Raw genomic sequence first — 25,872 nt, forward strand, 5'->3', positions numbered from 1 at the left:
GGCAAAGATTGAGCGAGAAGGGCGGCGGGGCCCTCGGCGGCCGCCGGAGGGGCCCCGCTGATGCCTGGCTACTGGCTGATGACGGCGTGGTTGGAGAAGCCGCTCTGGGTCAGGTTGATGGCATTGCCCGCGGTGCTCTGGGTGAGGTCGGCGGTGTGCTGGCTGCCGCTCTGGGCGACGGTGATGCTGGAAGCATTACCGGTCACGTAGGCCGTCACCCCAAGATTGTCGCCCTGCTGATCGACCTTCAGCTGGCCGTCGTTGCCCAGGTAATAGGCGGTGATGCCATTGGCGTCGCCATTGGACGCCAGATCCAGCTGATTACCCTCGCCGGAGACGGTGGCAGAGGCGCCATTGCCGTTACCTGTCTGCGCCAGGGTCAGCCTGCTGCCCACGCCATAGACATTCACGTCCGCGCGGTTGAGATCGCCGCGCTGGGCGATGTCGACGGTACTGGGCCGCGAGTAGCTGCTGGAGTGCCGAACGCGGGCATCGTTGCCGTTGCCCTCCTGCACCACCTTGGAATCCACCCGCTCGCCGCCTTGTTTGAGGCCGATATAGTTGTCATTGCCGCGCTGTTCGACGATGGTGGTCGAGTCCTCGCCGTTCTGACTCACCCAGGCCTCGTTGCGCAGGCCGAAGCTGGTCACCTGCAGGTCCTGGCGGTCACCGTGCTGAGCCAGGTCCAGCTTGCCGTTGAGTCCATCCTGGCGGACCGTCAGGGTGTTCTGGCCCGCCGCGTAGCTGTCCTGCTCGATGTCGATCCGATGATAGCCGCCGTCCTGATGGACAGAGGTGTCCTGCCGCAAGCCGCTCTGGCGCACCACCGTCGCGTTGCCGCTGCCCGGTCCCTGATCGACCTGCACCCGGTCATAGCCGCCATCGCGCTGCTCGATATCCACCAGGCGCTGCGATCCCCAGACCTGATTGACCTCGACCGCGCTCCTGGCGTTGGTCTGCACCACCCGCACGCGGTCATCGGCATCGTTCTGCTGGGTGACCTGGGCATTGAGAAAGCTGCCGCTCTGCTGGATATCCGCCTGGTTGCGCGCCGACAAATCGCTGCCCTGGTTCAGGTTCACTACATTGAAGCCGCCGTTCTGCTGGACGTTGGCCGTATTGGACGCGGCCCAGGCGGCACCGGTGTTGGCTAGCAGTAACGCGACCATGAGGGAGCGGGAGGTTTGCATGGGGACGGTCCTTGTGAGGGGCGGGAGAGCCCGGAGCGTGAGCGTTCGATTGGGGGGTAGGGGATAGGTGAGGCGCTGGGAAATAATCTGACTGATAAGGCTGAAGGCGCAATCGGTCGAAGGAGCGATGCTGATCCTTGCGTGAACAACCTTGCGTTGAGTGCGTAAGCCTGGAGGCTTCGAAAGAGAAACGTATGTCTTATGGAGCGCCAAGGAAAATCCCTCGCGACCACTCAAGCGGTCGCGAGGGGCTCCGACTTAATCCACCGCCTTGACCGTCTCCTCGATGACCTTCTTGGCGTCGCCAAAGACCATCAGGGTATTGTCCAGGTAGAAGAGTTCGTTGCCGAGACCCACATAGCCGCTGGCCACGGATCTCTTGTTGACGATGTTCGTCTTGGCCTTGAAGGCTATCGAAGATAGGCATGCCGGCGATGGGCGACTTGGGGTCGTTGTTGGCAGCCGGGTTGACCACATCCTTGGCGCGGAGCACCAGCACCCCGTCGGCCTGGCCAAACTCGGAGGTGATGTCGTCCATCTCGAACACCTGGCCGTAGGGCATCTCGGCTTCGGCCAGCAACACGTTTATATGGCCGGGCATGCGGCCGACCACCGGGTGTTCGAAACGATGGCAAGCTTTTGGCAAAGTGACAGGTGATCGAGCCGGCGGCTCGCTTGGAATCTAGTTCGGCGCGGGCATCCGGGGCAGGGCAGCGAACCAATCCAACGCCCTATCCCACAGCGGCTGGGCGCTGGCGCGGAAATAGCCCATGTGGCCGATGGCGCCGCCGTGCTGGCGGGGGTCGAGGTCTTCGCGCTGGAGGTCGACGTTGCGATAGGCCTGCATGAAGGCATCGCGCGATTGCGGGGTGGCCCAGAGATCGTCCAGGGCGTTGACCGCGACGATGGGGGTGCGCACCTCGGCATAGCCGGCTTCGATGCCCTGCATGGCCGGGTCGTCGAAGAAGTAATGGGGATAGCTGCACCAGTGGCGCCACTGGCGATAGACGTCGCGCGGCAGGTCTTCGCCCAGGCCCAGGGCGCTCCAGGGGCAGTAGCCCTTCCACCAGGTCAGCACCGGCAGGACCAGTTTCCACATGGTCAGCACCTTGAGTCTTTCCAGCGGCGGCATATAGCCGTACCAGCCGGCGCTGGTGCCGAAGACATAGAAGCCGGCCACCTTGGCGTGGTTGGGCAGGAGGCCGAAGGCGTGGCCGCCATAGGAGTGGCCGACCAGGTAGAGGGGGACGTCGCCCTGGGCCATGCTGTCCACGGCGGCGGCGAGGTCCTGGCGCGCCCAGTCCAGCAGGTCCATGCGAAAGCCCTTGAGCGAGGCCGGCGCCGAACGGCCGATGCCGCGGTAATCGAAGGTCAGGGTCTCGAAACCGCGGGCCGCGGCGTGCTGGGCGAAACGTCGATAGAAGCCTTGGGGCACGGCGGTGGCGCCGGCGACGATCAGCCGTCCCTGCAGCGGCCCCTGGGCGGGATAGCGACTGGTGCTGAGGCGATAACCGTCCGCGGTGATCAGCTCCTCGACGAGGGCGTCGCTGGGCATGGGGTGGTCCCTATGACAGTTGTTATAATGCCTGGACGGTAGATTATGACGACTGTCATAGCAAGGAGAATGGATGACCGAGCAGTCGACGGTACGGGAACGGGTGGTGGTGGCGGCTTCGGCCATGCTGGCGCAGCACGGCCTCAATGCCACCAGCATCCGCGAGACCATCAAGCGCGCCGAGGCGCCGCTGGGGTCCACCTATCATCACTTCCCCGGTGGCAAGCACCAGCTGGTGGTGGAGGCGGTGGAGCTGGCCGGCGCCCAGGTCAGTCGCGATCTGGAGCGCCAGCTGCAGGCTGGGGCCCTGGCGGGAATCCAGGGCTTTTTGCGACTCTGGCGCGACATCCTGCTGGACTCGGACTTTCGCGTCGGCTGCCCGGTGATGGCGGTGGCGGTGGAAGAACCGGTGGACGAGATCGCCCAGCGCGAGCTGGACGCGGCGGCGGGCATCTATCGCCGCTGGGAGGCTCGGCTGCAGGTGGCGCTGGTCGAGCATGGTCATGCGCCGGAGGCGGCAGCGGGATTGGCCACGCTGCTGGTGGCGGCGGTGCAGGGGGTGATCCCGCTGTGCCGCGCCCAGCGCAGCATCGAACCCTTCGACCGGGTCGCCGAACGTCTGGTGGCGCTAGTCTAGCGGGAACGCCGCCGGGGCCGGCGGACTCCACCAAGGGTGCCTCTACGAGCGGAGTACCCCATGAATCCCGAACCTGCGGATGATAAGCAGACCCCCCACGACTACGACGAATACGGCGACGTGCCGGATTCGGCCAACACCACCACCACCGAAGAGCGCGAGGATCTGGACGACAGTCCGTTGAGTCCGAAGCGCTAGCGGTGCCTGCCGCGTGGACAAGGCTGCGCCGTTGTCCACCCTACGGGAGCTCGCTCTCGCCAACCTACGTCGGATGGGTAGGGTGGAAAACCGCGTAGCGTTTTCCACGTATGGATGATCCAACCGCTGACTCCGATACCGCCCCCTCTCCCCCGGGGAGAGGGCTGGGGTGAGGGTGGCCACAGCGGCAGGCCTGCACTCCAACAGCGGTTTTGGTGCCCGGCGCGTGGACAAGGCTGCGCCGTTGTCCACCCTACGGGAGCTCGCTCTCGCCAACCTACGGCAGATGGGTAGGGTGGAAAACCGCGCAGCGTTTTCCACGTATCGATGATCTCGGCTAACGCCAAACCCTGCCGTCACCATAATACCGCCCCCTCTCCCTCCGGGAGAGGGCTGGGGTGAGGGCGCCTTCCTGCTCCTCCGCCTCATTCCCTCACGTCAACGCCCGATCCAGATGCAGATAGCCGCCATCGACGCTCAGCCACTGCCCGGTGGTATGGCTGGAGCGTGGCGAGAGCAGGAAGGCCACGGTGTCGGCGATCTCCTCCGGGGTGGTCATGCGGCGGCCGAGGGGGATGCGCGCGGTGATGGCGGCGAGCTTGGCAGCCGGGTCGGGAAAGCCCTGCAGCCAGCGTTCGTAGAGCGGGGTCATGACCTCGGCGGGGATCACCGCGTTGACGCGGATGCCGTCGTCCAGCAGCGAGGCGGCCCACTCGCGGGTCAGGGCCAGCACGCCGCCCTTGGCCGCGGTGTAGCCGCTGGTGTCGCCCTGGCCGGAAAGGGCGGTCTTGGAGGCGATGTTGACGATGGCGCCGGTGCTGGCGCGCAATGCCGGCAGGCAGAGGTGCGCCAGGTGATAGTAATGCACCAGGTTGCGTTCCAGGGAGGCGACGAAGGCGGCGCGACCGGCGCTGAGACTGACGCCATCGTTGACTCCGGCGTTGTTGACCAGTCCATTGATGCGCCCATAGGCATCCTGCACGGCGGCCACGGTCCGCTCGCAGGCGGCTTCGTCGCACAGCTCCACGGTGAAGGCCCGAGCCCTGGGCTGCCGTTCGGCCAGTTGCGCGGCGAAGTCGGCTGCCAGCGGCTCGCGGGCGAGGATCACCGGGATGGCGCCCTCGGCCGCCAGGGCCAGGGAGATGGCGGCGCCGATGCCGGAGCCGCCGCCGCTGACCAGGAACACCTTGTCGGTCAGGTGCAGATTCATGCCACGGCCTCCCGTGGCTGGGTGCCCAGACCATAGAGCCGGGCCGCGTTGCCGCCAAAGACCGCGGCGCGTTCACCCGTCGTGAGCTCCAGCAATGCCTGCTCGGCCAGGTCGACCACCTCGGCGTAGCTGGCGGCCAGGGTGCAGACCGGCCAGTCCGAGCCGAACAGCAGGCGCTCCGGCCCGAAGGCCTCCAGGGCGATACGGGCATAGGGCAGCAATTGCTCCGCCTGCCAGCCCTGCCAGTCGGCCTCGGTGACCAGTCCGGACAGCTTGCAATGCACATGGGGCAGCCGCGCCAGGGGCGCCAGCAGCCGAGCGTAGTCGGCGGGCGCGACCCGGCCCGGTGGCTTGCCCAGGTGGTCCAGCACCAGCACGCCGTGGTCATGGCGCGCGGCGAAGGCGGTGGCGGCGGGCAGGGTCTCGGCGTGGATCAGCAGTTCATAGAGATAGCCGTGCCGCTGCAGGGTGGCGACGCCCCGGTTGGCGGCGGCATCGGCCAGCCAGGCGCCGGGATCGGCCTCGTCCTGCACCGGATGGCGGAAGCCGCGCAGGTGACGACTGCCCTGGCGCCGTTCCAGGCGCGCCACCAGGTCGGCGGCGCGCAGGTCGGTCCAGCCGACCACCGCCTGCACCCAGGGCGTGCGGGCGGCGAGGTCGAGCAGAAAGTCCGTCTCCTCTTCCAGGGTGCGCGCCTGGACGGCGATGCAGCCGTCGAAACCGGCCCGCTGCAGGTGTGGTTGCAGATCGGCGGGCAGGTGATCGCGTTGCAGCCCGGCCATGCGCCCGTCGATCCAGGCGAATTCGGCCGGCCGATAGCGCCAGAAGTGCTGGTGGGCATCCAGGCGCGGGCTCATGACGGCTGCCCTCCGGCATGGCGATAGCGCGCCCGGGAGGCGGCCTTGATGGCGATGGAGAACCCCGGCGCCTGGGGCGCGAGATAGGCGGCGCCGCGCACCCGGCAGGGGTCCTCGAAGTGTTCGTGGAGGTGATCGACGTATTCCACCACCCGGCCCTCATGGGTGCCGGCGACGCAGAGGTAGTCGATCATCGCCAGGTGCTGCACGTATTCGCAGAGGCCCACGCCGCCGGCATGGGGGCAGACCGGCAGGTCGTACTTGGCGGCCATCAGCTGCACCGCCAGCACCTCGTTGAGGCCGCCCAGGCGGCAAGCGTCGAGCTGCACCACGTCCAGGCCGCCGCGCATGATGAATTGCTTGAAGAGGATGCGGTTCTGGCACATCTCGCCGGTGGCCACCTTGACCGGTGCCACCGCCGCGCGGATGGCGCGATGGCCCTCCACGTCGTCGGGGCTGGTGGGTTCCTCGATGAACCAGGGCTGGGCGAAGGCCAGCTCGCGTACCCAGTCGATGGCCTCGCCGACTTCCCACACCTGGTTGGCGTCGATCATCAGGTGGCGCTCGGGGCCGATCACCTCGCGGGCGATGCGCACCCGGCGGATGTCATCGGCGAGATCGCGACCGACCTTGAGCTTGATGTGGGAGAAGCCGGCGTCGATGGCCTCCTGGCAGAGGCGGCGCAGCTTGTCGTCGGGATAGCCGAGCCAGCCGGCCGAGGTGGTGTAGCAGGGATAGCCCTCGGCTTCCAGGCGCTGCAGGCGCTCGGCCTTGCCCTTGGCGCGCTGGCGCAGCAGGGCCAGGGCTTCCTCGGGGGTGATGCAGTCGGTGAGATAGCGGAAGTCGATGCAGCGCACCAGTTCCTCGGGACTCATCTCCGCCACCAGGCGCCAGACCGGCTTGCCCACGGCACGCGCCCAGAGGTCCCAGGCGGCGTTGACCACCGCGCCGGTGGCCAGGTGGATGGCGCCCTTGTCCGGGCCGATCCAGCGCAGCTGGCTGTCGCCGGTGATGTGGCGCCAGAAGCGGCCCGGGTCTTCCTGGATCCACTCCAGGGTCAGGCCTTGCACCCGCGGCTCCAGGGCGCGCAGGGCGGCGCAGCAGATCTCGTTGCCGCGGCCGATGGTGAAGGTGAGGCCGTGACCCTCCAGCCCCGGCTGGTCGGTCTGCAGGATGACGTAGGCGGCGGAGTAGTCCGGATCCGGATTCATGGCATCGGAGCCATCCAGCGCCTGGCTGGTGGGAAAGCGGATGTCTTCGATCTGCAGGCCGGTAATTGTTGTTGGCATGGCGCTGTCCTCGAGGGTTTTCACGGGCTGAGCGAACCCGGCCCCGTGCCCGCTCGATGAAAAGCGGGCACGGGGGTTTGCCAGGTTTGGGCGGGGGTGGCTTGCCCTAGTCGGCGGCGACGGTGCGCTGGTGCTGCTCGCCCAGGCCCTGGATGCCCAGGCGCATTTCCTGGCCGGGCTTGAGGTACACCGACTGCGGCTTGACGCCCATGCCCACGCCCGGCGGGGTACCGGTGGAGATGACGTCACCCGGTTGCAGACTCATGCAGCGGCTGAGGTAGGCGATGATCTGGGCCACCGTGAAGATCATGGTGCGGGTGTTGCCGTTCTGGTAGCGGTGGCCGTCCACCTCCAGCCAGAGGTCGAGGTTCTGCGGATCGGCCACCTCATCGGCGGTCACCAGCCAGGGGCCGAGCGGGCCGAAGGTGTCGAAGCCCTTGCCCTTGTCCCAGGTGCCGCCGCGTTCGAGTTGCCACTCGCGCTCGGAGACGTCGTTGACCACGCAATAGCCGGCCACGTGATCCAGGGCGTTGGCTTCGTCGATGTAGCGCCCGGCCTTGCCGATCACCACGCCCAGCTCCACTTCCCAGTCGGTCTTGGTCGAGTCGCGGGGGATCTGCACGGCGTCGTTGGGCCCGCAGATGGCGCTGGTCCACTTGTTGAACACCACCGGCTCCTTGGGCACGTCCAGACCGGATTCGGCGGCGTGGTCGGCGTAGTTGAGGCCAATGCAGATGAACTTGCCGACCCGGCCCACGCAGGGGCCGAGGCGCGGGGTGCCGTCCACCAGTGGCAGGCTGTCCGGGTCCAGCTGACGCAGCCGGGCCAGGGATTCGGCGCCGAGCGCCTCGCCGGCGAGATCGGCCACCTGGCCGGAGAGATCGCGAAGCCGGCCCTGGGCATCCAGCAGACCGGGTTTTTCCTGGCCCTGGGGGCCGTAGCGCAAGAGTTTCATCGGAGCTCCTATGAGGGGAAAAGGGTGCGGACGAAAAACGGCGTCAGACGCTCCAGCCACCATCGATCACCTGGGCGGTCCCGGTGACGAAGGCGGCGGCGTCGGAGGCAAGATACAGGGCGAGGGCGGCGATCTCCTCCGGCCGGCCCACGCGACCCATCGGCTGGCGGGCGGCGAAGGCGGCCTGGACCTCGGCTTCGCTGCGGCCTTCGCGGGCGGCCTGGTCGGCGATGCGCTGGTGCAGCGAGGGGGAATCCACGGTGCCGGGGCAGATGGCGTTGCAGCGGATGCCCTGGCCGACATAGTCGGCGGCCACCGACTTGGTCAGGCCGATCACCGCCGCCTTGCTGGCGCCATAGGCGCAGCGATTGGCCACGCCCTTGAGGCTGGAGGCGATCGAGGCCATGTTGATGATGCAGCCGCCGCCCTGGGCCAGCATGCCGGGCAGCACGGCGCGGATCATGCGGTACATGGCGGTGGCGTTGAGTTCGAAGGAGAAGCGCCAGGCGTCTTCGTCGCAATCGAGAATGCTGCCGGCGTGGACATAGCCGGCGCAGTTGAACAGGACGTCCAGGCTGCCCAGGTCGGCGACCAGGGCCGTCACGGCGGCGGCATCGGTGACGTCGAGCACCCGGGTACGCAGCCCTTCGAGGCTGTCCAGGGCGGCGGCATTGATGTCGGTGGCGATGACCTCGGCACCGGCGCGATGGAAGGCGAGGGCTGTGGCCCGGCCGATCCCCTGGCCGGCGGCGGTGACCAGGACGCGTTTGCCTGCATGACTCATGCGGGAGACCTCTTGGCTGATTATTGTTGTGAGTCGCCTGACCGCCAGCGGTCAATGGTCAGGCCATTGGTCCTATTGTTTAGACCCTGCTAGGCTCTCAGGCAAGGATTTTTTCGCGGCAGACTGCGCGACCTGCATGAGACGAGACCGCCATGCCCCTTCAGGTGATTGAAAAACCACGGCTTTACCGGCAGATCGCCGATCAGCTGCGCGCCCTCATCGACGGCGGCGAATATCCGCCGGGCAGTTGCCTGCCCGCCGAGCGCGAATTGGCCAAGCAGCTGGGGGTGAGTCGCGCCTCGGTGCGCGAGGCGCTGATCGCCCTGGAGGTGATCGGCCTGGTGGACGTGCGCGTCGGCGATGGCGTGCGGGTCTGCGCGTCCAGCGCCCCGCCGCCACCGGACACCCCGGTGCTGGAGCTGGCCGGGCGCGGCCAGTGGGCGGAGATGGATCCGGAGCTGAGCCTGGCGCTGGATCTGGACGCCGAGATCCCGCCCTTCGCCCTGCTGCAGGCGCGCCGCCTGGTGGAACCGGAGGCCGCCGCCCTGGCCGCAAGCCATGCCAGCGCCAGCGAACTGGCCGGCATCCGCGCGGCCTATGGGCGCAACGTCGAGGACAATCGCCTGGGGTCGACCACCCATCCCGGCGACCGGCTGTTCCATATCCGCATCGCCCAGGCCAGCGGCAATCCGGCCTATGCGCTGCTGCTGCGCCATCTGCTCGGCCATCGCTACGGCAGCATGTTCCAGCTGCTGCAGCGCCGCTACACCCCCGAAGACATGCCCGACCGCTCCCAGCAGGAGCACCTGGCCATTCTCGAAGCCCTGGAAGCCCACGACCCCGACGCCGCCCGCCAGGCCATGGCCGCGCACCTCGATGCCGTGACCCGCATCTTCGCGCGGCCGGCGGTGGAGTGAGGGGCTGCCCCGCTCCCTCGGGGAGAGGGTTGGGGTGAGGGCGGGTAGCCTGGCCGTTGGGCTTCGCTGCGCTCAGTGCCAACCTACGGGTGAGCGATGATTCGTGGACAAGGCTGCGCCGTTGTCCACGCTACGGCACGGCGCTACCCCTCCGCGCGGAACCGCCCCCTCTCCCTTGGGGAGAGGGCTGGGGTGAGGGTGGCTAGTGCCCGTTGGGCTTCGCTGCGCTCAGTGCCAACCTACGGGTGAGCGATGATTCGTGGACAAGGCTGCGCCGTTGTCCACGCTACGGCACGGCGCTACCCCTCCGCGCGGACCCGCCCCCTCTCCCTCTGGGAGAGGGCTGGGGTGAGGGCAAGCTCGCGTCGATGCCGTAGGGCGACACCGTAGGGTGGAAAACCGCGCAGCGTTTTCCACGCGAATCCCGCGCGCAACGCCCGTCTGTACGGCCATTTAGCGACCCGGCTGTGGCTGGCCCCACCGGCGCCCGACCGCGGACAATCGGCGCTTTGCCCAAGGAGTCCGCCGCCATGTCCCTCGTCTTCCATCAGGTCGATGTCTTCGCCCAGCGCCCCCTGGAGGGCAATGCCCTGGCGGTGGTATGCGGCGCCGATGCGCTGTCCACCGAGCAGATGGCCGCCCTGGCGCGCTGGACCAATCTGTCGGAAACCACCTTCCTGCTGCAGCCCACCGATCCGGCGGCGGACTACCGGGTGCGCATCTTCACCCCGCAGCGCGAGCTACCCTTTGCCGGCCATCCGACCCTGGGCAGCTGCCATGTCTGGTTGCGCGAAGGCGGGCGGCCCAAGGGCGGCGAAGTGATCCAGGAATGCGGCGCCGGCCTGGTGCCGATCCGCGCCGCCGGGGAGGAGCTGGCCTTTGCCGCGCCGCCGCTGGTGCGAGGCGGTGCGGTGGAGCCCGAGGTACTGGCGCGCATCGCCCGGGGCACCGGCCTGGCGCCTGAGCGCATCCAGGCCAGCCAGTGGGCCGACAACGGCCCCGGCTGGGTGGCGGTGCTGCTGGAGAGTCGTGAGGAATTGCTGGAGCTCCGCCCGGACTATGCTGCCCTGGAAGGCCTCAACGTCGGCCTGATCGCCCCCTGGACGGGCAGCGCCGCCGAGGCGCAATTCGAGGTGCGCGCCCTGATGGGCGAGGAATACGCCGAAGACCCCGTCACCGGCAGCCTCAACGCCAGCCTGGCGCAGTGGCTGATCCCGGCGGGCCTGGCGCCGGAGCGCTATCTGGCCAGCCAGGGCACGGTTCTCGGCCGGCGCGGCCGGGTGCGGGTAGCCCGCATCGCCGACCAGATCTGGGTGGGCGGCGCGGTGCAGGACTGCATCCGCGGCACCCTCAGCCTCTAGGCGCGGATCACAGCCCGACCGAGCGACCCTTGAAGCCGGCGGCATCGAAGTAGCGGGTGTCGCCGACGTTCTGGGTCTTGAGTTCGGTGACCAGCCCGCCCGCCGCCGGTGCCGAGCGCTGCACCCGGTGGCTGGCCTTGACCGGCTTGCCGCCTTCCAGGCTCTCGCCGATCACCCGGCCGACCAGTTGACCCTTGGCCGGGATCTCCAGGTGCAGCAGGTGCGCCAGGGTCTGGCCGACGTCGGCGTTGCTGACCGGACTCAAGTCGACGAAGCCCTTGCGGAAGTCCGGGCCGATGGCCGCCATGAAGTTGTGGGTGTCGCCGCGGCTGAAGCTGCCGTGCATGCCCTGGCCCTGCTGCAGCCCGGTGTCGGCCACCTCGACGGCGCAGACGTCGGGTTTGCCGCAACCGCTGTCATAGGAGCGGAAGTTGACCACGATGGCCGGGTAGGGGGTGAGCGCCGAGCCCTTGAGGTTGATCGCCGAGAGCGGCAGGGTGCCGGGGATCTTGCCCAGGTCGTCGTCGACGAACAGGCCGCTGACGTAATCCTGCTTGAGCAGCGCCGCGACCACCTTGGGCGCCAGCGTCTTGGCATCGCCCTGCGGCAGATAGACCAGGTCCGAGCCGCCGTTGGCCGCCACCACCACTTCCGGCTTGGCCGCGTCCGGGCCGATCAGGCCATTGGCCTTGCTCGGGTGCTGACCCTGGTCCATCGCCACCGCGGCGCCCTTGGCGTCCGGATCGAGCAGCGGCAATTTCAGCGCGGCGGCGAGATCCAGGGCGAGGAAGCCGGGCGGCAGCTGCCCCTTGGGCACGTCGGGGTAGCTGGCCTTGGCCGCCGGACTGGTCTTGCTCTCCTTGGAGATGGTGGAGAAGCCATGGTCGGCGCTGACGAAGATGTCGGTGTTGCCGTCCAGGCCCAGCTCCTTGAGCCGGGCGCGCAGGGCGCCGAGGTTGGCGTCGACGTTGCGGATGGCGGCCAGGCTGGTGGGGCCGTTGATGCCCGGGGTGACCTTGCCCAGGCTGTCGCCCTGGTTGTGCTGGGTGCCGTCGGGGTCGCGCGACCAGAACACCAGCACGAAGGGCTTGCCGCTCGCCTTGAAGCGCGGCAGCAGCACCTGGTTGGTGACGTCGAGGAAGTAGCGCTGCTGCTCGACGTTGGCGCTCAGGGTGCCGGGCGTGGTGGCGTTGCCGGCCTTGCCGTTGGCGCCCCGGCTCGGGGCTTCCAGCGGCAGACCGGCCTGTTTCAGGGCGTCCTGCATGGCCGCGCTCAGGGGAATGCCGGTGGGATGACCGGTGGAGTCGTCGACGATCACCGTCTTTTCGCCGTCGCGGGCGGTCACGTCCTGGATGGCCACCGGACCGAGCTTGCCGACGGCGGCGGTGGACAGGCCCGCCTGGCGCGCGGCGGCCAGCAGGGTTTCCTCGTCCAGGTAGTTGCCGGCGAAATGCTCGTCGACGTCGCCCAGCACCTCGTCGTTCTCCAGGAAGGGCGTGACGCTGTTGTTGGCGCCCGGCACCGGGAAGCCGGTGTAGATGGTGTTACTGAAATCCCCGGTGTCGCCCAGGTAGTGCCCGGTGGCCAGGGCCGAGGCATTGGGCGTGGTGAAGGTCGGGAACAGCGAGTGGCTGTTCTGGAAATTCACGCCCTCGCGGCGCAACTGGGCCAGATTCGGCGCGGTCTGGGCATCGACGATGTTGGCGCGCAGGCCATCGGGGATGAAGAGAATGACGTTGCGCGCCGGCTCCGCGGCCATGACGGCCGAACTGGCGAGAAGGGCGAGGCTGCAGGCACGGGCGAGACGGGTCGGAAGGAAGGCCATGGAAAACTCTCTGCAGGGAGGAAAGATGGCAGAGATGTAACAAGAGATTGCTGCAATTTTATGATGACAGCGCCATGACAGGGGGCGGCATCCTTTGTGCAGTACTCCGGCCTCTTTCCAAGGAGCACCCCTATGGCCCACGCCTTCGCGAGTACCACTGCCGCTGCCCGTCACCTCGATCTGGACACCCCGGCCATCCGCCAGGCCCGCATCGATCTCGCCGCCTGCTTCCGCATGGCTGCCCGCCTGGGCCTGGGCGAGGGGATCTGCAATCACTTCTCCTTCGTGGTGCCCGGCCACGACGAGCTGTTCCTGGTCAATCCCTATGGCCTGGCCTTCGCCGAGGTCACGGCATCCTCGCTGCTGATCTGCGACTTCGACGGTGGCGTGGTCATGGGCGAGGGCGCGCCCGAGGCCACCGCCTTCCATATCCACGCCCAGCTGCACCGCCTCAATCCGGGGGCACGGGCGGCCTTCCATACCCACATGCCCAATGCCACGGCGCTCTGCCTGCTGGAGGGCGAGCCCTTCGTCTGGGCCGGGCAGACCGCGCTGAAATTCTATGACCGCCTGAGCGTGGACGAGGACTACAACGGCCTGGCGCTGGACGCCACGGAAGGCGAACGCATCGCCCGGGCGGCGGGGAACGCGGCGGTGGTCATGCTGAAGAATCACGGACCCCTGGTGCTGGGGCCAAGCATCGCCGAGGCCTGGGACGACCTCTACTACCTGGAGCGCGCCGCCGAGGTGCAACTCAAGGCCATGGCCAGCGGTCGGCCGCTGAAGCCGGTGGCACCGTCCATCGCGCACGCGGCCTGCCAGCAGATGCTGCAGGGCAACGCCGACAGCGCGCGGCTGCACCTGGAAAGCGTGAAGCGCCAGCTGCTGCGGCTGGAGCCGGATTACCGGGACTGAGCGGGGCGGTCAGCCGCCGTGGCTGCGGCGCTGAGACACGGCCTGCACCTGCGGAGCGGACAGCTCCAGTGCGGCGGCCGCGACCACGGGCAGCTGGGCATCCAGCTGCTCGACCAGGCGCTCGCGCAACTGGCGCTTGATGATGCGACTCATGTCGAGCTGGCCATGATGATCCAGGGCCAGAAAGCCCTGCTGGAGGATCTCGATGGACAGGGACGGGACCTCGGCGCCCAGCGGGCAGACATCGAAGGCGAGCGACTGAGCGTGGGCTGACGGCATCCTGGTGATCATGGCTGTCCCTCCTGGACCAGAGCCCCATCATGCCAGGCCCGGCGGAGAGCGCTGGAGTGGCAAAACGCGGACCCGTGGACTGTTGCGCATTTTGTCGGCGCGAAAAAAAGCCCGGGATCCTCCCGGGCTAAAAGCGCAGATGTCAGCTTCTACGATGCCTTTCGGCATGGAAGAGAGCTTGCCACCGCCCGGCTTATGGCTGGCTTAACGTCGCTAGCGGATCAGCGAGGCCAGCAGGGCCATGCAGGCGATGGCGGTAAAGATCAGCAGGAGGTGCAGCAGGGAGAGCTTGTCCATGAGCGAGGGCACGGGTAGCGACGCGGAGGGCCGATGATAGCAAAGAGACATCACGGCACGCCTGACCTGCTCGCGACTCAGGCCCTTTGCAGCATCGCCTGGATCCGCCGCTCCAGCGTATCCAGGGTGAAGGGCTTGGTCAGCACCCGCATGCCGGTTTCGAGATGGGCGTCGTCGATGACCTGGCTTTCCGCATAACCGGTGATGAACAGCACCGGCAGCTCCGGTCGCAGTCCGCGCAGGGCGTCGGCCAGCTGGCGGCCGTTGAGGGCGCCGGGCAGGCCGACATCGGTGATCAGCAGGTCCAGCGGGGTATCGGGCGAGAGCAGGGCCAGAGCGGTGGCGGCATCGGCCGCCTCCAGTACCCGGTAGCCCTGGGCGAGCATGACTTCCACCAGCAGCGTACGGATGGTGGGTTCGTCGTCGACCACCAGGATGGTCTCGCCGTGGCCTGGGGCGTGAGGCTCCGGTTCGGCCGGCAAGGCGCTGTCGGCCAGCGGCGCCAGGTGATGACGCGGCAGATAGAGGTGTACCCAGGTACCGGCGCCGGGCGCGGAGTCGATGCGGATCTCGCCACCCGACTGCAGTACGAAGCCATGCACCATGGACAGTCCCAGGCCGGTGCCCTGGCCAATGGGCTTGGTGGTGAAGAAGGGATCGAATACCCGGGCGAGGACCTCGTCGCTCATGCCGCTCCCGGTATCGCCCACGCTCAGGCGCACGAAGTCGCCCACGGGCAGGGCCTGGCGCTCGGCCTGGGTCGCGTCCAGGCGCTCGTTGCTCAGGACGATACGGATGCGCCCGCCGTCGGGCATGGCGTCGCGGGCGTTTAGGCAGAGGTTGAGCAGGGCGTTTTCCAGCTGCAGGCCGTCGATGTGGGTCAGCCAGAGCCGGGGATCGGCTTCGCGCTCCAGGGCGATCTGCGGACCTATGCTGCGCTGGATCAGGTCTTCCAGGCCGATGACCAGTTGCTCCAGCGCCACCGGTTGCGGATCCAGGGTCTGGCGCCGGGAAAAGGCCAGCAGCCGGTGGGTCAGGGCGGCGGCGCGCTGGGCGGCGCTGCGGGCGGTGCCGGTGTAGCGCTCGAGGTCCTGCAGCCGGCCCTGGCGCAGGCGCAGGTCGAGCATCTCCAGCGAGCCGAGGATGCCGGTCAGCAGGTTGTTGAAGTCATGGGCGATGCCGCCGGTGAGCTGGCCGACGGCCTCCATCTTCTGCGACTGGCGCAGGGCTTCTTCCATCAGCCGGATGCGCTCCTGCTCGTTGAGGCGCTCGGTGACGTCGTAGGCGAACTGATAGGCGCCGATGCGCTGGCCGTCGGCATCGAGCAGCGGGCTGAATTGCAGTTCGTAGTGGCGCTGCAGCGGTGCCTCGCCGACCGAGACGATCTCGTTGAAGGCTTCGCCGGTAAAGGCGCGCTGCCACTGCGCGGACAGCCGTTCACTGATCTCCGGGCGACTGTCCAGGGCCGAGCGGTAGGACGCCCCCAACTGCGGGCGGACGCCAAAGACCTGTTCGAAGAGGTCGGCGCCGGAGCCATTGACCGCCAGCCAGCGGAAATCGAAGTCCAGTACATGGATCATTGCACTGGCGGCGTCCACCACCCTGGCCAGGATGCGGTTGGCGGCCAGGGCGGCCTGCACCCGTTCTTCGAGGGTTTCGTTGAGTTGCCGCAGGGCGATTTCGGCGCGCTTGCGCGCGGTGATGTCCTGGAACAGCACCGCGACCTGGCGGCGGCTGGCCGGCTCGATGCGAAAGGCGGCCAGCTCCAGGTAGCGCCCGGTGGCCACCAGTTCCTGTTCGAAGCGGATGGCTTCGCCGGTGCGCAGCACGTGCCCATAGCGGTCGAGCCAGGCCTGAGCCTCGTCGCCGACCATGTCGCGCAGCTTCTGGCCCACCACATTGGGTATACCGGCATGGGCCGCATAGGCCGGATTGGCCTCGATGTGGATGTAGTCGCTCAAGGGGCCGTGGGGCCCGTCGAGGAATTCGATGATGCAGAAGCCCTCGTCCATGGCGTTGAACAGGAACTGGTAGCGTTCGCTGGTCAGGGTCGCGCTGTTTTCCGCAGGCACGGCGCGGGCATCGAGCTGCTGGCGCAGCTGCTGATTGCGTTGCTCCAGCTCGGCAAGGCGCGCCAGCAGGGAAGGAATGTCGGCGACAGGCACGGCAGGCTCGGCGAGAAGAGATGAGACGACGGCTTCGCCTCAAAGACCGGCATTAGACGGCTTGGGGCGAAAAAGTGCCGGGCGCGTCACAGATTCTTTAAGGTAGGGTTCAGGGGCCGGTCAGAGAGGCTGAGGTGAGCGCGAAGACCGAGTCGGGTGGCCAGGGACTAGCTACTTGAGAGATGTCTGACCACTCTGCTTTGGGTGGATTGACACCTGCCAAAGTCACTCATACGATGTCATATGAATATCTGGTAACAGCTTTCCAACGACCCCGGTTCACACCGGTCAATAACAACAAGTCAGGAAGCCTATTCGATGACTATCCAGGTCACTCCCGAGACGGAGTCCGCCCTGCGGCCGCAGGACACGCCCGTCGCCGCTACCCCGCAAGTCTCCCGCTTCACCCGCTACCGCTGGCTGATCTGCGCCCTGCTGTTCATCGCCATCGGCATCAACTACATCGACCGCCAGATGATCGGCATCCTCAAGCCCACGCTGCAGGCGGATCTGGGCTGGACGGAGACCGATTACGCCAAGATCGTGTTCTGGTTCCAGTGCGCCTACGCCATCGGCTTCCTGACCTTTGGCCGCATCATCGACAAGGTCGGGGTGCGCATCGGCTACGCCCTGGCCTTCACCATCTGGACCATCGCCAGCATCGGTCACGGCATCGCCCATACCGTCACCCACTTCGTGCTGGTGCGCTTCACCCTCGGCTTCGGCGAGTCCGGCAGCTTTCCGGCCAGCCTCAAGGCGGTCTCGGAATGGTTTCCGCAAAAGGAACGCGCCCAGGCCACCGGGCTGTTCAACGCCGGCACCGCCATGGGCCCTATCATCACACCTTTGCTGGTACCGGCCATCACCCTGGCCTGGGGCTGGCGCGCGGCCTTCATCTCCATCGGTCTGGTCACCGCCCTGTGGCTGATCGCCTGGCTGCTGATCTATCGCCGCCCCCACGAACACCCCAAGGTGAGTCGCGAAGAGCTGGCCTACATCCAGGCCGACGATGGCTCCCCGGTATCGGCCAAGCCGGCCGTCGCGGTCAAGATCTCCTGGTTCAAGCTGCTGACCTTCCGCGAGACCTGGGCCTATGCCGCCGGCAAGTTCCTCACCGATCCGATCTGGTGGCTGTACCTGTTCTGGCTGCCGGACTTCCTTGGCAAGACCTACGGCCTGAATCTGAAATCCTTCGGTCCGCCGCTGATCGCCATCTATATCCTGGCCGACATCGGCTCGGTGATGGGCGGTTGGGGCTCCTCCAAGCAGATGAAGCTCGGCCGCAGCGCCAACCTGGCGCGCAAGACCACCATGCTGCTCTGCGCCCTGGCGGTCGTACCTATCGTCACCGCCCAGTTCGTCTCCAGCCTGTGGCTGGTGGTGGGCATCATCGGTCTCGCCGCCGCGGCCCACCAGGCGTGGTCGGCCAACCTGATGACCCTGCCGTCGGACCTCTTCCCCAAGGAAGCCGTGGCCTCGGTGATCGGCATCGGCGGTACCGCCGGCGCCATCGGCGGCATGCTGATGACCACCTACAACGGCTACATCCTGGAGATCTTCAAGTCCTACCAGCCGATCTTCATCGTCGCCGGCAGTGCCTACCTGGTGGCCATCGTGGTCATCCATGTGCTCACGCCGCGGCTCAAGCCGGTACCGCTGGAGCGCATCTCGGTGGGCTGACCGCGGGTCGCTGACAAGCAAGCCGCCGGGTCATCCCCGGCGGCTTTTTGCATGCCGCGGGCTGTCCGGATCGCGCAGGGGGCTGTCCTGCTCGCGAGCGCAGCGGACCGGCGGGGCGCTCAGACTCGGGGACCCAGTCCTGGAGTCCCCCATGCTCAAGCAACCCCAGACCAAGTACCGCGCCTTTGCCGTGCCCCCGTTGCCCGACCGCCAATGGCCGGGCCGTCAGCTGACCCAGGCACCGCGCTGGTGCTCCACCGACCTGCGCGATGGCAACCAGGCGCTGATCGAGCCCATGGGGCTGGAGCGCAAGCGGCGCTTCTTCGCCCTGTTGCTGGCGATCGGCTACCGGGAAATCGAGGTGGCCTTTCCGGCGGCGTCCCAGACCGATTTCGATTTCGTGCGTGAACTGGTCACCGCGGACGGACTGCCGGACGATCTCTGGCTGCAGGTGATGACGCCGGCGCGCAGCGAGCTGATCGAGCGCACCTTCGCGGCCCTGGTTGGGGCGCCCCGCGCCATCGTGCACCTCTACAACGCCACCGCGCCGCTGTTTCGCCGGGTGGTCTTCGACCAGGATCGCGCCGCCACCCTGGCCATGGCGGTGGCCGGTACCCAGCGCGTGCGCGCCCTGTGCGACGCCCAGCCGGAGACGGCCTGGACCTATCAGTATTCGCCCGAGACCTTCTGCTTCACCGAAGCCGACTTCGCCCTGGAGATCTGCCAGGCGGTGCGCGAGGCCTGGCAGCCCTCGGCGGAGCGCCCGCTGATCCTCAATCTGCCGGCGACGGTGGAAGTGGCCACGCCCAATGTCTATGCCGACCAGATCGAGGGCTTCATCCGCGGCCTGGGTCCGGCTCCCCACGTGACCATCAGCGTCCATCCGCACAACGACCGCGGCACCGGCGTCGCCTGCGCCGAACTGGCCCAGCTGGCCGGGGCCACGCGGGTGGAGGGCTGTCTGTTCGGCAACGTCGACCTGGTGACCCTGGCGCTGAATCTCTACAGCCAGGGGATCACGCCGGGCATCGACTTCTCCCGCCTGGAAGAGGTGGCCAGCGTGGTGGAGGCCTGCAACCAGCTGACCATCCATCCGCGCCATCCCTATGGCGGTCGCCTGGCCCTGGCCGCCTACCCAGCGCAGGCCGCGCCGCTGGGGATCATAGATCCGGCCGATCTGGGCCGGGTGGTGGGCTAGGGACGGGGGGCAACTCCGTCTGGCCGCGATAGGCGGAAGGGGACACCCCCAGCACCTGGCGGAAGCGGGTGGCGAAGGCACTGGGGCTCGCATAGCCGTGGTCCAGGGCGACGTCGACGATGGCGTGGCCGGCGGCCAGGGAGGTCAGGCTGGAATCCAGCCGCGCCCGCTGCAGCCACTGGCCGAAGGTCAGGCCGGTTTCCTTGAGGAACAGCCGGCTCAGGGTGCGCTCGCTGACCGCCAGCCGCGCGGCGGCGCGGGTCAGCGTCCAGCGCTCGCCCGGGTGCTGGCGCAGGTGGCGGCAGAGTGCGGCGAGGGTGGCATCCACCGGCCAGGGCAGGTGCAGGCCGGCGGTGGGCGAGCCCTGCAACTCGTCGAGCATCAGCTGCGGGATAGAGCGGGCACGCCCCTCGACCGGTCGATCGGCAGGCAGGGGCAGGGCGGCCAGGATGAGTTCGCGCAGGAGCGGCGAGACGGCGATCAGCTGGCAGCGCGTCGGCAACTCGGCGCGCGCCTGGGGATCGACGAACAGGGTGCGCACCTCGACCCGGCCCAGCAGGTGCAGATCGTGCTCTTCGCCGGCGGGCACCCAGACGCCGCGCCCGGGCGGCACCACCCAGCGCCCCTGGGCGGTGTTGACGATGACGATGCCGCAGAGGGCATGGATCAGCTGCGCCTGGCGATGGCGATGGGGCGGCACCCGCTCGCCATGGGCATAGTCCTGGGCCACGGCGTGCAGGCCATTGCACGAGCTGAAGTCGAGGTACATGGCCGTCAGGACGGCGCGCGGCCGGCCAGCCACTTGCCCAGCAGGGCATCCAGCTGCCGCTGCTCGGCCTCGCTGAGGGTGGCCAGGGCGCGGCGTTCGTTGTCGACGTGGGCGGCCATCAGGCCGTCGATCAGGGCGAAGCCGTCCGTGGTGAGGGCCACCAGGGTGCTGCGGCGATCCTCGGGATTTTTGCGCCGCTCGATCAGCCCGGCGCGCTCCAGGCGGTCGAGGCGATTGGTCATGCCGCCCGAGGAGATCATGGCCGATTCATAGAGGACGGTCGGACTCAGGGCATAGGGCTCGCCGGCGCGCCTCAGGGTGGCCAGGACGTCGAATTCGCCATAGTGCAGCCGGTGTTCGTCGAAGAAGGGCTGCAGGACATCGCGAGTGAGCACCTGGGCCATCTCGCCCAGGCGACCGACCAGGCGCATGGGCAGGGCATCCAGGTCGGGGCGCTCGCGGTGCCACTGGTCCACGGCGAATTCGGCGCGATCGGCCATTGGCTTACCTCAGGAATATATCTTGATGTTAAGATACTTCTCATCAAGAGAAATATCGCGTCACTCCGGAGATTGTCCATGCTTTCCGCGTCACCTTCATCCCCGAACACGCCGGCACCGCGCCAGGATGCCTTCCTGGCCGTCTTGCTGGTGCTGCTGGTCGGCGTCAACCTCAGACCCATCCTGGCCGCCATCGGTCCGCTGCTGGATGGCATCCAGGCGGCCACCGGCCTGGACGGCAGTGGCGCCGGGGCGCTGACCACCCTGCCCATCGCCGCCATGGGCCTCTGCGCCCTGGGCGGCGCCCGTCTGCAGGCCTGGCTCGGCGAGCGCCGTGGCATCGCCCTCGGCCTGCTGCTGCTGGCCCTGGCCAATGCCCTGCGCTGGGAAGAGCCAAGCGGCCTGGGGCTGATCCTCACCGCCGGGCTGGGCGGCGTCGGCATCGCCCTGGTCCAGGCGCTGATCCCCGCCTATATCCGCCGCTGCCATCCGCAGCGCACCAGTACCCTCATGGGCCTCTACACCACCGGCATCATGGGCGGCGCGGCCGTGGCGGCGGCCACCGCCGCGCCCCTGGCCGAGCAGTGGGGCTGGGCCCAGGGCCTGGCGCTCTGGACCCTGCCGGTGCTGCTGGCGCTCGGCACCTGGCTGGCCCTGGCCCGCCCGGATGCGCCGGCGCAGGACGCGGCACCCCGCGCGCAACCCTGGCGGCAGCGCCAGGCCTGGCTGCTGCTGGCCTTCTTCGGCATCGGGACCGCGGCCTACACCCTGGTGCTGGCCTGGCTGCCGCCGTACTACACCGGCCTCGGCTGGCAACCGGCCGACAGCGGCCTGCTGCTGGGCGGGGTGAGTCTCGCCGAGGTCAGCGCCGGTCTCCTGCTGTCGGCGACCATCGCCCGCCTGCGCAATCGCCGGCCACTGGTGCTGGGGGTGCTCGGCGTGGTGCTGGTGGGGCTGCTGTGCCTGGCGCTGGCGCCGCTGCCCCTGGCGGTGCCCACCGCCATCCTGCTCGGCCTGGGCATCGGCGCGCTGTTTCCGCTGTCGCTGATCCTGGCGATGGACAAGGTGCGCGATCCCGCCGACGCCGGCGCGCTGCTCGGCTTCGTCCAGGGCGGTGGCTACCTGATCGCCAGCCTGGCGCCGCTGGCCGCCGGCATCCTGCGCGACCATCTGGACAGCCTGGCCAACGCCTGGCTGCTGATGGCCATGGGCGTGGTGCTGCTGATGGGCCTCGGCCTGCGCCTGACCCGCCCGGAGCGCCCGGTGGTGGCGCGCGGCTACCAGCGGGCCTAGCTGTTTGAACCTAGCCGGCGCGCGGCAGGCGCAACTCCACGCAGAAGCCGCCCCGGGCGCGATTGCTGAAGGTCAGGGCACCGCCCAGGCGGCGGGTGATGGTCTCGACGATGGCCAGTCCCAATCCGGCACCCTGGGGGTTGCCGGCGCTGTAGAAGCGATCGCACAACCGCGCCAGCTCGGCCTCGTCCACCCCGGGCCCGCGATCTTTCACCCGCAGCAAGACGCCCTGGTCCTGGCTGGCCTCGATGCCGACTTCCACCGCGCTGCCGGCGGGGGCGAAGGCCAGGGCGTTGGTCACCAGATTCTGCAGGGCGATGGCGATGGCGTCCGGATCGCCGAGCACCGGCGGGCCGGCCTGGGCCGCCAGCACCAGCTCCACCTGCTGCCTGAGCGCCAGCGGCGTCAATTCCGCCAGCTCTTCGCGCACCAGGGGCTCCAGGGCCAGCGGCTGGACCTGGGCGGCACCGGGTTCCAGTCGCGCCAGGGTCAGCAACTGGCTGGCCAGGCGGGTGGCCCGGCTGACGCCCTGGCGCAGATAGCCCAGGGCTTCGTCGCGCTCCGCGGCCGTCTCGGCGCGCTGGGCGTTCTGCGCATGCAGGTCGAGGATCGCCAGGGGCGTGCGCAATTCATGGGCGGCGTCGGCGATGAAGCGCCGCTCGCGATCGAGCAGGGCGCGCAACTGGGCGAGCTGGTGATCCAGGGCGCCGCGCATGGGTTGCAACTCCGGCGGCAGCGGGCCGGTCGGCAGCGGCGCCAGGCTGTGGGGATCGCGTTCGCGCAGTCCGCGGGCGAAATCCTGCAGCGGTCGCAGGCCCCAACCCAGCAGCAGCCAGAGCACCCCGACCAGCAGCGGCAGGCCCACCAGCGTCGGCCAGAGGGTATGGCTGACGATGCGCTGGATCAGGTCCTGGCGCAGGTCCTCGCGCTCGCCGACCCAGATGCGCAGGCCGCCATCGGCGGTACGCACCAGCATCCCGCACCATTCGCGCCCGTTCTCGAACACCTCGTGCAGGCCCTCCGGCGGCACCTCGGCCAGCTGCGGCGCATTGCCGGAGCGGGCCAGCAGCCGGCCATCGGCGGTCCAGACCTGGAAGGTCAGCTGATTCTCGTAGGGGTGCGCCGGTACGCTACCGGGAACGGGTTGCATGGCCCGATCGAACACCCGGATCAGCTCCGGCCAACGATCCGCCGCCGGCGTGCCGGCCTGCAGCAGGCCTTCCAGCAGGCGCGCGCCCTGGACCAGCTGGGCGTCGTAGATGCCCTCGATCTCGCGATGGCTGTCGCGCAGCGCCAGCAGAGCCAGGGCCAGACTGCCAGCCAGCACCAGGGCCAGGGTGGGGGCGAGGATGCGGGTGCGGATGGCGATCATGGCTGGCGCTCCAGCAGATAGCCCACCCCGCGCACGGTGCGGATCAGGCCGCTGTCGAGCTTCTTGCGCAGGTTGTGGATGAGCACTTCCAGGGTGTTGCCCGAGGCGGCTTCCTGCCAGCCATAGAGGGTATTGCTCAGGCGCTCGCGGGTGATGACGGCGCCCGGCCGCAACAGCAGCTGGTGCAGCAGCTGGTATTCCATGGGCGTCACCACCACCTCGGCGCCGCGGAAGCGCACTGCCTGGCTGGCCGGGTCGAGGCTGATGCCGGCGTGCTCCAGCAGTGGTTGCGCGCGGCCACAGCTGCGGCGGATCAGGGCGCGCAGGCGCGCCTTGAGTTCGTCCAGGTCGCAGGGCTTGACCAGGTAGTCGTCGGCGCCGGCATCCAGGCCCTGGATGCGATCGGCCTTGGCGTCGCGGGAGGTGAGCACCAGCACCGGCACCTGGCCGTCGGGCTGGCTGCGCAGGCGGCGCAGCAGGTCGAGGCCGTCGAGGCGCGGCAGGCCCAGGTCCAGCAGCACCAGATCGAAGCGCTCGGCGGCCAGGGCGTGTTCGGCGGCCAGGCCGTCGGCCACCCAGTCCAGGGTATAGCCCTCGCCGCGCAGGGCCATGCGGATGCCCTGGGCCAGGGCCGCATCGTCTTCCACCAGCAGTACCCGCACGACCGCGTTCCTCTCGTTTTGAAGGCTCTAGCCCGCCATCATCGCTGGCGTCCTGGCGCAGCGGCAGGGGCAACTGTTACCGGGCGTTGCATCCTAAGACTGCATTAAGCTTCGCCGTCGAGTCTGGCCACTCCCACCACGAGGAGTGTCGCCATGCGCCGCCTGTTGCTGCCGTTGCTGTTCGCAAGTCCCCTGGCCCTCGCCGCCGAACCCCAGTGCACCCAGGCGGACAAGTCCACCTGGCAGGACGCCGAGAAATTCCAGGCGCAGCTGCGTGACCAGGGCTATGAGATCAAGAAATTCAAGATCACCAAGGGCAACTGCTACGAGATCTACGGCTTCGACAAGGACAGGCGCAAGGTCGAGATCTATCATGATCCGGTGAGCGGCAAGGCGGTCAAGAGCGAGATCGGCAGCTGATGAGCGCGGCGACCGTGCGGCTCTGGGATCCCCTGGTGCGGCTGTTCCACCTGTCGGTCGCCGCTGCCTTCTTCGCCAACTATTTCTTCAACGAGAAGGGCGCCTTCTGGCATCGCTGGATCGGCTACTACGCCAGCGCCTGGCTGCTGGTGCGCCTGGTCTGGGGCTTCGTCGGTCCGCGCAGCGCGCGCTGGAGCGACTGCTGGCCGACCCGCGCGCGGCTGGGCGCCCATCTGCGCGATCTCTGGCAGGGGCGGCCCCATCATCGCCTCGGCCATTCGCCGCTGGGCGCCCTGGTGATGTTGCTGATGATGGCCGCCATCGGCGGCCTGGGCGTCACCGGCTTCCTCATGCGCGAGGTGGATGCCCTCTGGGGCGCCGACTGGCCCGAGGACCTGCACGCCTGCTTCGCCAACGGCCTGCTGGCGCTGGTCTGCCTGCATGCCGTGGCCGCCGTGGTGGAAAGTCTGAGGGTGGGCGACAACCTGCCGTTGTCGATGCTAACCGGTCGCCGTCGTCCGCTCGACGACCGGTCCACGCCCGATTAGGCGCAGTGCCCGTCGAGGGTACCCGGCGGATCCACCTGCACCGTCACGTGCTGCAGGCCGTGACGACTGCGCAGCAGCTCGCCCACCAGGGTCGGCAAGCGCAGGGGATCGCTGCCCGGCGCCGGGGTGATGTGCAGGGTGGCGATGCGGGTTTCATCGGTCAGCGTCCAGACGTGCAGATGGCCCACCTCGGCCACCTCCGGCAGGGCGCGGACTGCCGCCGTGGCACCGGCCGTGTCGAATTCCCGCGGCGCCGCCTGCAAGAGCACCGCGCCGGCATCGCGCACCAGGGTCCAGGCCGATTTGACGATCAGCAGGGCGACCAGGATCGACAGCGCCGGATCCAGCCAGGTCCAGCCGGTCCAGAGGATGCCTAGGGCGGCGACGATGGCGCCCACCGAACCCAGCAGGTCGCCGGCCACATGCAGCAGGGCGCCGCGCAGGTTGCTGTCGTCCTTGTGCCCGCCGTTGAGCACCACGAAGCCGACGATATTGACCACCAGGCCGATCACCGCCACCGCCAGCATCGGCCCGGACAGCACCTCGGTGGGCTCGCGCAGCCGCATGATGGCTTCCCAGCCGATCCACAGGACCAAGAGCAGCAGAGCGACGCCATTGGTCAGGCCGGCGAGGATGCGCACCCGGTGGAAGCCATAGGTGAAGCGCGCATTGGCCGCCTTGGCCGCCACCCGGTAGGCCACCAGCGCCAGCAGCAGCGCCGCCGCATCCGAGACCATGTGACCGGAGTCGGCGATCAGCGCCAGGGAGCCGGACCACCAGCCGCCCACGGCCTGGACGATGGCGTAGCCAAAGGTGAGGGCGAAGACCAGCTTGAGCTTGCGCTCGTTGTCGGCGGTCACCCGCGGGGCATGGGAATGACCATGGCCATGGTCGTGGCCATGCTGATGATCGTGATCGTGGTCGTGGTCGTGGTCGTGGTCGTGGTCGTGGTCATGATCGTGGTGAGAGGTGGAGCCACTCATC

General features: G+C 68.5%; 26 protein-coding genes and 1 pseudogene. 10 read left to right on the top strand and 17 right to left on the bottom strand.

The genetic code is table 11. The features are described from left to right. Positions 1–68: 68 nt before the first annotated feature. From ACZ5R1_RS03930 to ACZ5R1_RS03940, 3 genes and pseudogenes are all read right to left on the bottom strand, one after another. Positions 69–1,190: a hypothetical protein gene (locus ACZ5R1_RS03930; protein WP_288473950.1), complete on the bottom strand. Its 1,122-nt coding sequence runs from the start codon at positions 1,188–1,190 to the stop codon at positions 69–71. A gap of 258 nt (positions 1,191–1,448) precedes the next feature. Further along, positions 1,449–1,809 (bottom strand): annotated as a pseudogene (locus ACZ5R1_RS03935) (NAD(P)(+) transhydrogenase (Re/Si-specific) subunit beta); the annotation flags it as partial. A 63-nt stretch (positions 1,810–1,872) separates the two neighbouring features. Beyond that, complete coding sequence (locus tag ACZ5R1_RS03940; protein ID WP_288473952.1) at positions 1,873–2,745, bottom strand: alpha/beta hydrolase family protein; 873 nt, start codon at positions 2,743–2,745, stop codon at positions 1,873–1,875. A gap of 73 nt (positions 2,746–2,818) precedes the next feature. Between ACZ5R1_RS03940 and ACZ5R1_RS03945 the strand changes: the two genes are divergently transcribed. Both ACZ5R1_RS03945 and ACZ5R1_RS03950 read left to right on the top strand, forming a co-directional pair. Then, entirely contained in the window at positions 2,819–3,382 is a 564-nt protein-coding gene (locus ACZ5R1_RS03945) for a TetR/AcrR family transcriptional regulator (RefSeq protein ID WP_027600910.1), read from the top strand. A 60-nt stretch (positions 3,383–3,442) separates the two neighbouring features. Continuing rightward, entirely contained in the window at positions 3,443–3,580 is a 138-nt protein-coding gene (locus ACZ5R1_RS03950) for a hypothetical protein (protein WP_169742428.1), read from the top strand. Between the two features lie 433 nt (positions 3,581–4,013). Here the strand turns inward: ACZ5R1_RS03950 and ACZ5R1_RS03955 are convergent, their stop codons facing one another. From ACZ5R1_RS03955 to ACZ5R1_RS03975, 5 genes are all read right to left on the bottom strand, one after another. Beyond that, positions 4,014–4,790: an L-fucose dehydrogenase gene (locus ACZ5R1_RS03955; protein WP_464712820.1), complete on the bottom strand. Its 777-nt coding sequence runs from the start codon at positions 4,788–4,790 to the stop codon at positions 4,014–4,016. Continuing rightward, positions 4,787–5,647 carry an amidohydrolase family protein gene (locus tag ACZ5R1_RS03960; protein ID WP_288474362.1) on the bottom strand — a complete coding sequence of 287 codons (861 nt, stop codon included), beginning with the start codon at positions 5,645–5,647 and terminating at the stop codon, positions 4,787–4,789. The genes ACZ5R1_RS03955 and ACZ5R1_RS03960 overlap by 4 nt, the downstream gene beginning before the upstream one ends. After that, on the bottom strand, positions 5,644–6,936 hold the full coding sequence (locus ACZ5R1_RS03965; protein ID WP_464712821.1) for an L-fuconate dehydratase: 1,293 nt from the start codon (positions 6,934–6,936) through the stop codon (positions 5,644–5,646). The genes ACZ5R1_RS03960 and ACZ5R1_RS03965 overlap by 4 nt, the downstream gene beginning before the upstream one ends. A gap of 106 nt (positions 6,937–7,042) precedes the next feature. After that, the gene (locus ACZ5R1_RS03970) at positions 7,043–7,891 is read right to left on the bottom strand and encodes an ureidoglycolate lyase (protein ID WP_042136993.1); all 849 of its coding nucleotides are present in this window, start codon (positions 7,889–7,891) and stop codon (positions 7,043–7,045) included. Positions 7,892–7,934: 43 nt separating this feature from the next. Beyond that, positions 7,935–8,675, bottom strand: a complete 741-nt coding sequence (locus ACZ5R1_RS03975) for an SDR family oxidoreductase (RefSeq protein WP_007160714.1) — start codon at positions 8,673–8,675, stop codon at positions 7,935–7,937. A 152-nt stretch (positions 8,676–8,827) separates the two neighbouring features. Between ACZ5R1_RS03975 and ACZ5R1_RS03980 the strand changes: the two genes are divergently transcribed. Both ACZ5R1_RS03980 and ACZ5R1_RS03985 read left to right on the top strand, forming a co-directional pair. Then, entirely contained in the window at positions 8,828–9,592 is a 765-nt protein-coding gene (locus ACZ5R1_RS03980; protein ID WP_288474369.1) for a FadR/GntR family transcriptional regulator, read from the top strand. A 530-nt stretch (positions 9,593–10,122) separates the two neighbouring features. Then, the gene (locus ACZ5R1_RS03985) at positions 10,123–10,953 is read left to right on the top strand and encodes a PhzF family phenazine biosynthesis protein (protein ID WP_288504803.1); all 831 of its coding nucleotides are present in this window, start codon (positions 10,123–10,125) and stop codon (positions 10,951–10,953) included. Positions 10,954–10,960: 7 nt separating this feature from the next. On the opposite strand, the gene ACZ5R1_RS03990 is transcribed toward ACZ5R1_RS03985, so the two are convergent. Then, complete coding sequence (locus tag ACZ5R1_RS03990; protein ID WP_027600114.1) at positions 10,961–12,778, bottom strand: alkaline phosphatase family protein; 1,818 nt, start codon at positions 12,776–12,778, stop codon at positions 10,961–10,963. Between the two features lie 132 nt (positions 12,779–12,910). Between ACZ5R1_RS03990 and ACZ5R1_RS03995 the strand changes: the two genes are divergently transcribed. After that, positions 12,911–13,693, top strand: a complete 783-nt coding sequence (locus ACZ5R1_RS03995) for an aldolase (RefSeq protein ID WP_144956851.1) — start codon at positions 12,911–12,913, stop codon at positions 13,691–13,693. A gap of 9 nt (positions 13,694–13,702) precedes the next feature. Here ACZ5R1_RS03995 and ACZ5R1_RS04000 read toward each other — a convergent pair whose 3' ends face one another. The 3 genes from ACZ5R1_RS04000 to ACZ5R1_RS04010 form a co-directional block, all read right to left on the bottom strand. Further along, positions 13,703–13,984: a hypothetical protein gene (locus tag ACZ5R1_RS04000; RefSeq protein ID WP_077171541.1), complete on the bottom strand. Its 282-nt coding sequence runs from the start codon at positions 13,982–13,984 to the stop codon at positions 13,703–13,705. Positions 13,985–14,197: 213 nt separating this feature from the next. After that, complete coding sequence (locus tag ACZ5R1_RS04005) at positions 14,198–14,332, bottom strand: hypothetical protein (RefSeq protein WP_256204021.1); 135 nt, start codon at positions 14,330–14,332, stop codon at positions 14,198–14,200. A 26-nt stretch (positions 14,333–14,358) separates the two neighbouring features. Then, entirely contained in the window at positions 14,359–16,446 is a 2,088-nt protein-coding gene (locus tag ACZ5R1_RS04010) for a PAS domain-containing protein (RefSeq protein ID WP_284670177.1), read from the bottom strand. A gap of 318 nt (positions 16,447–16,764) precedes the next feature. Between ACZ5R1_RS04010 and ACZ5R1_RS04015 the strand changes: the two genes are divergently transcribed. Together ACZ5R1_RS04015 and ACZ5R1_RS04020 are read left to right on the top strand one after the other, a co-directional pair. Further along, complete coding sequence (locus ACZ5R1_RS04015) at positions 16,765–18,126, top strand: MFS transporter (protein WP_081875226.1); 1,362 nt, start codon at positions 16,765–16,767, stop codon at positions 18,124–18,126. Positions 18,127–18,277: 151 nt separating this feature from the next. Further along, positions 18,278–19,324, top strand: a complete 1,047-nt coding sequence (locus ACZ5R1_RS04020; protein WP_464712822.1) for a 2-isopropylmalate synthase — start codon at positions 18,278–18,280, stop codon at positions 19,322–19,324. On the opposite strand, the gene ACZ5R1_RS04025 is transcribed toward ACZ5R1_RS04020, so the two are convergent. Both ACZ5R1_RS04025 and ACZ5R1_RS04030 read right to left on the bottom strand, forming a co-directional pair. Continuing rightward, a complete protein-coding gene (locus tag ACZ5R1_RS04025; RefSeq protein ID WP_288504808.1) occupies positions 19,287–20,093 on the bottom strand; it encodes an AraC family transcriptional regulator in 807 nt (268 codons plus the stop codon). The genes ACZ5R1_RS04020 and ACZ5R1_RS04025 overlap by 38 nt on opposite strands. 5 nt (positions 20,094–20,098) lie before the next feature. Beyond that, a complete protein-coding gene (locus tag ACZ5R1_RS04030; RefSeq protein ID WP_027600119.1) occupies positions 20,099–20,593 on the bottom strand; it encodes a MarR family winged helix-turn-helix transcriptional regulator in 495 nt (164 codons plus the stop codon). Positions 20,594–20,671: 78 nt separating this feature from the next. Here ACZ5R1_RS04030 and ACZ5R1_RS04035 point away from each other — a divergent pair, with 78 nt between their 5' ends. Beyond that, complete coding sequence (locus ACZ5R1_RS04035; protein WP_288471599.1) at positions 20,672–21,886, top strand: MFS transporter; 1,215 nt, start codon at positions 20,672–20,674, stop codon at positions 21,884–21,886. A 10-nt stretch (positions 21,887–21,896) separates the two neighbouring features. On the opposite strand, the gene ACZ5R1_RS04040 is transcribed toward ACZ5R1_RS04035, so the two are convergent. Beyond that, entirely contained in the window at positions 21,897–23,258 is a 1,362-nt protein-coding gene (locus tag ACZ5R1_RS04040; protein WP_144956860.1) for an ATP-binding protein, read from the bottom strand. Then, positions 23,255–23,920 carry a response regulator gene (locus tag ACZ5R1_RS04045; RefSeq protein ID WP_007160727.1) on the bottom strand — a complete coding sequence of 222 codons (666 nt, stop codon included), beginning with the start codon at positions 23,918–23,920 and terminating at the stop codon, positions 23,255–23,257. Before ACZ5R1_RS04045 ends, ACZ5R1_RS04040 begins: the two co-directional genes overlap by 4 nt. Before the next feature lie 153 nt (positions 23,921–24,073). On the opposite strand from ACZ5R1_RS04045, the gene ACZ5R1_RS04050 reads away from it, so the two are divergent. Further along, the gene (locus tag ACZ5R1_RS04050; protein ID WP_042137015.1) at positions 24,074–24,340 is read left to right on the top strand and encodes a PepSY domain-containing protein; all 267 of its coding nucleotides are present in this window, start codon (positions 24,074–24,076) and stop codon (positions 24,338–24,340) included. Then, positions 24,340–24,888 carry a cytochrome b/b6 domain-containing protein gene (locus ACZ5R1_RS04055; RefSeq protein WP_077171546.1) on the top strand — a complete coding sequence of 183 codons (549 nt, stop codon included), beginning with the start codon at positions 24,340–24,342 and terminating at the stop codon, positions 24,886–24,888. Before ACZ5R1_RS04050 ends, ACZ5R1_RS04055 begins: the two co-directional genes overlap by 1 nt. Here ACZ5R1_RS04055 and ACZ5R1_RS04060 read toward each other — a convergent pair. Continuing rightward, positions 24,885–25,871, bottom strand: a complete 987-nt coding sequence (locus tag ACZ5R1_RS04060; RefSeq protein ID WP_464712823.1) for a cation diffusion facilitator family transporter — start codon at positions 25,869–25,871, stop codon at positions 24,885–24,887. The genes ACZ5R1_RS04055 and ACZ5R1_RS04060 overlap by 4 nt on opposite strands. Position 25,872: the final 1 nt, after the last annotated feature.

The organism is Pseudomonas sp. Pso3 (assembly GCF_055393275.1).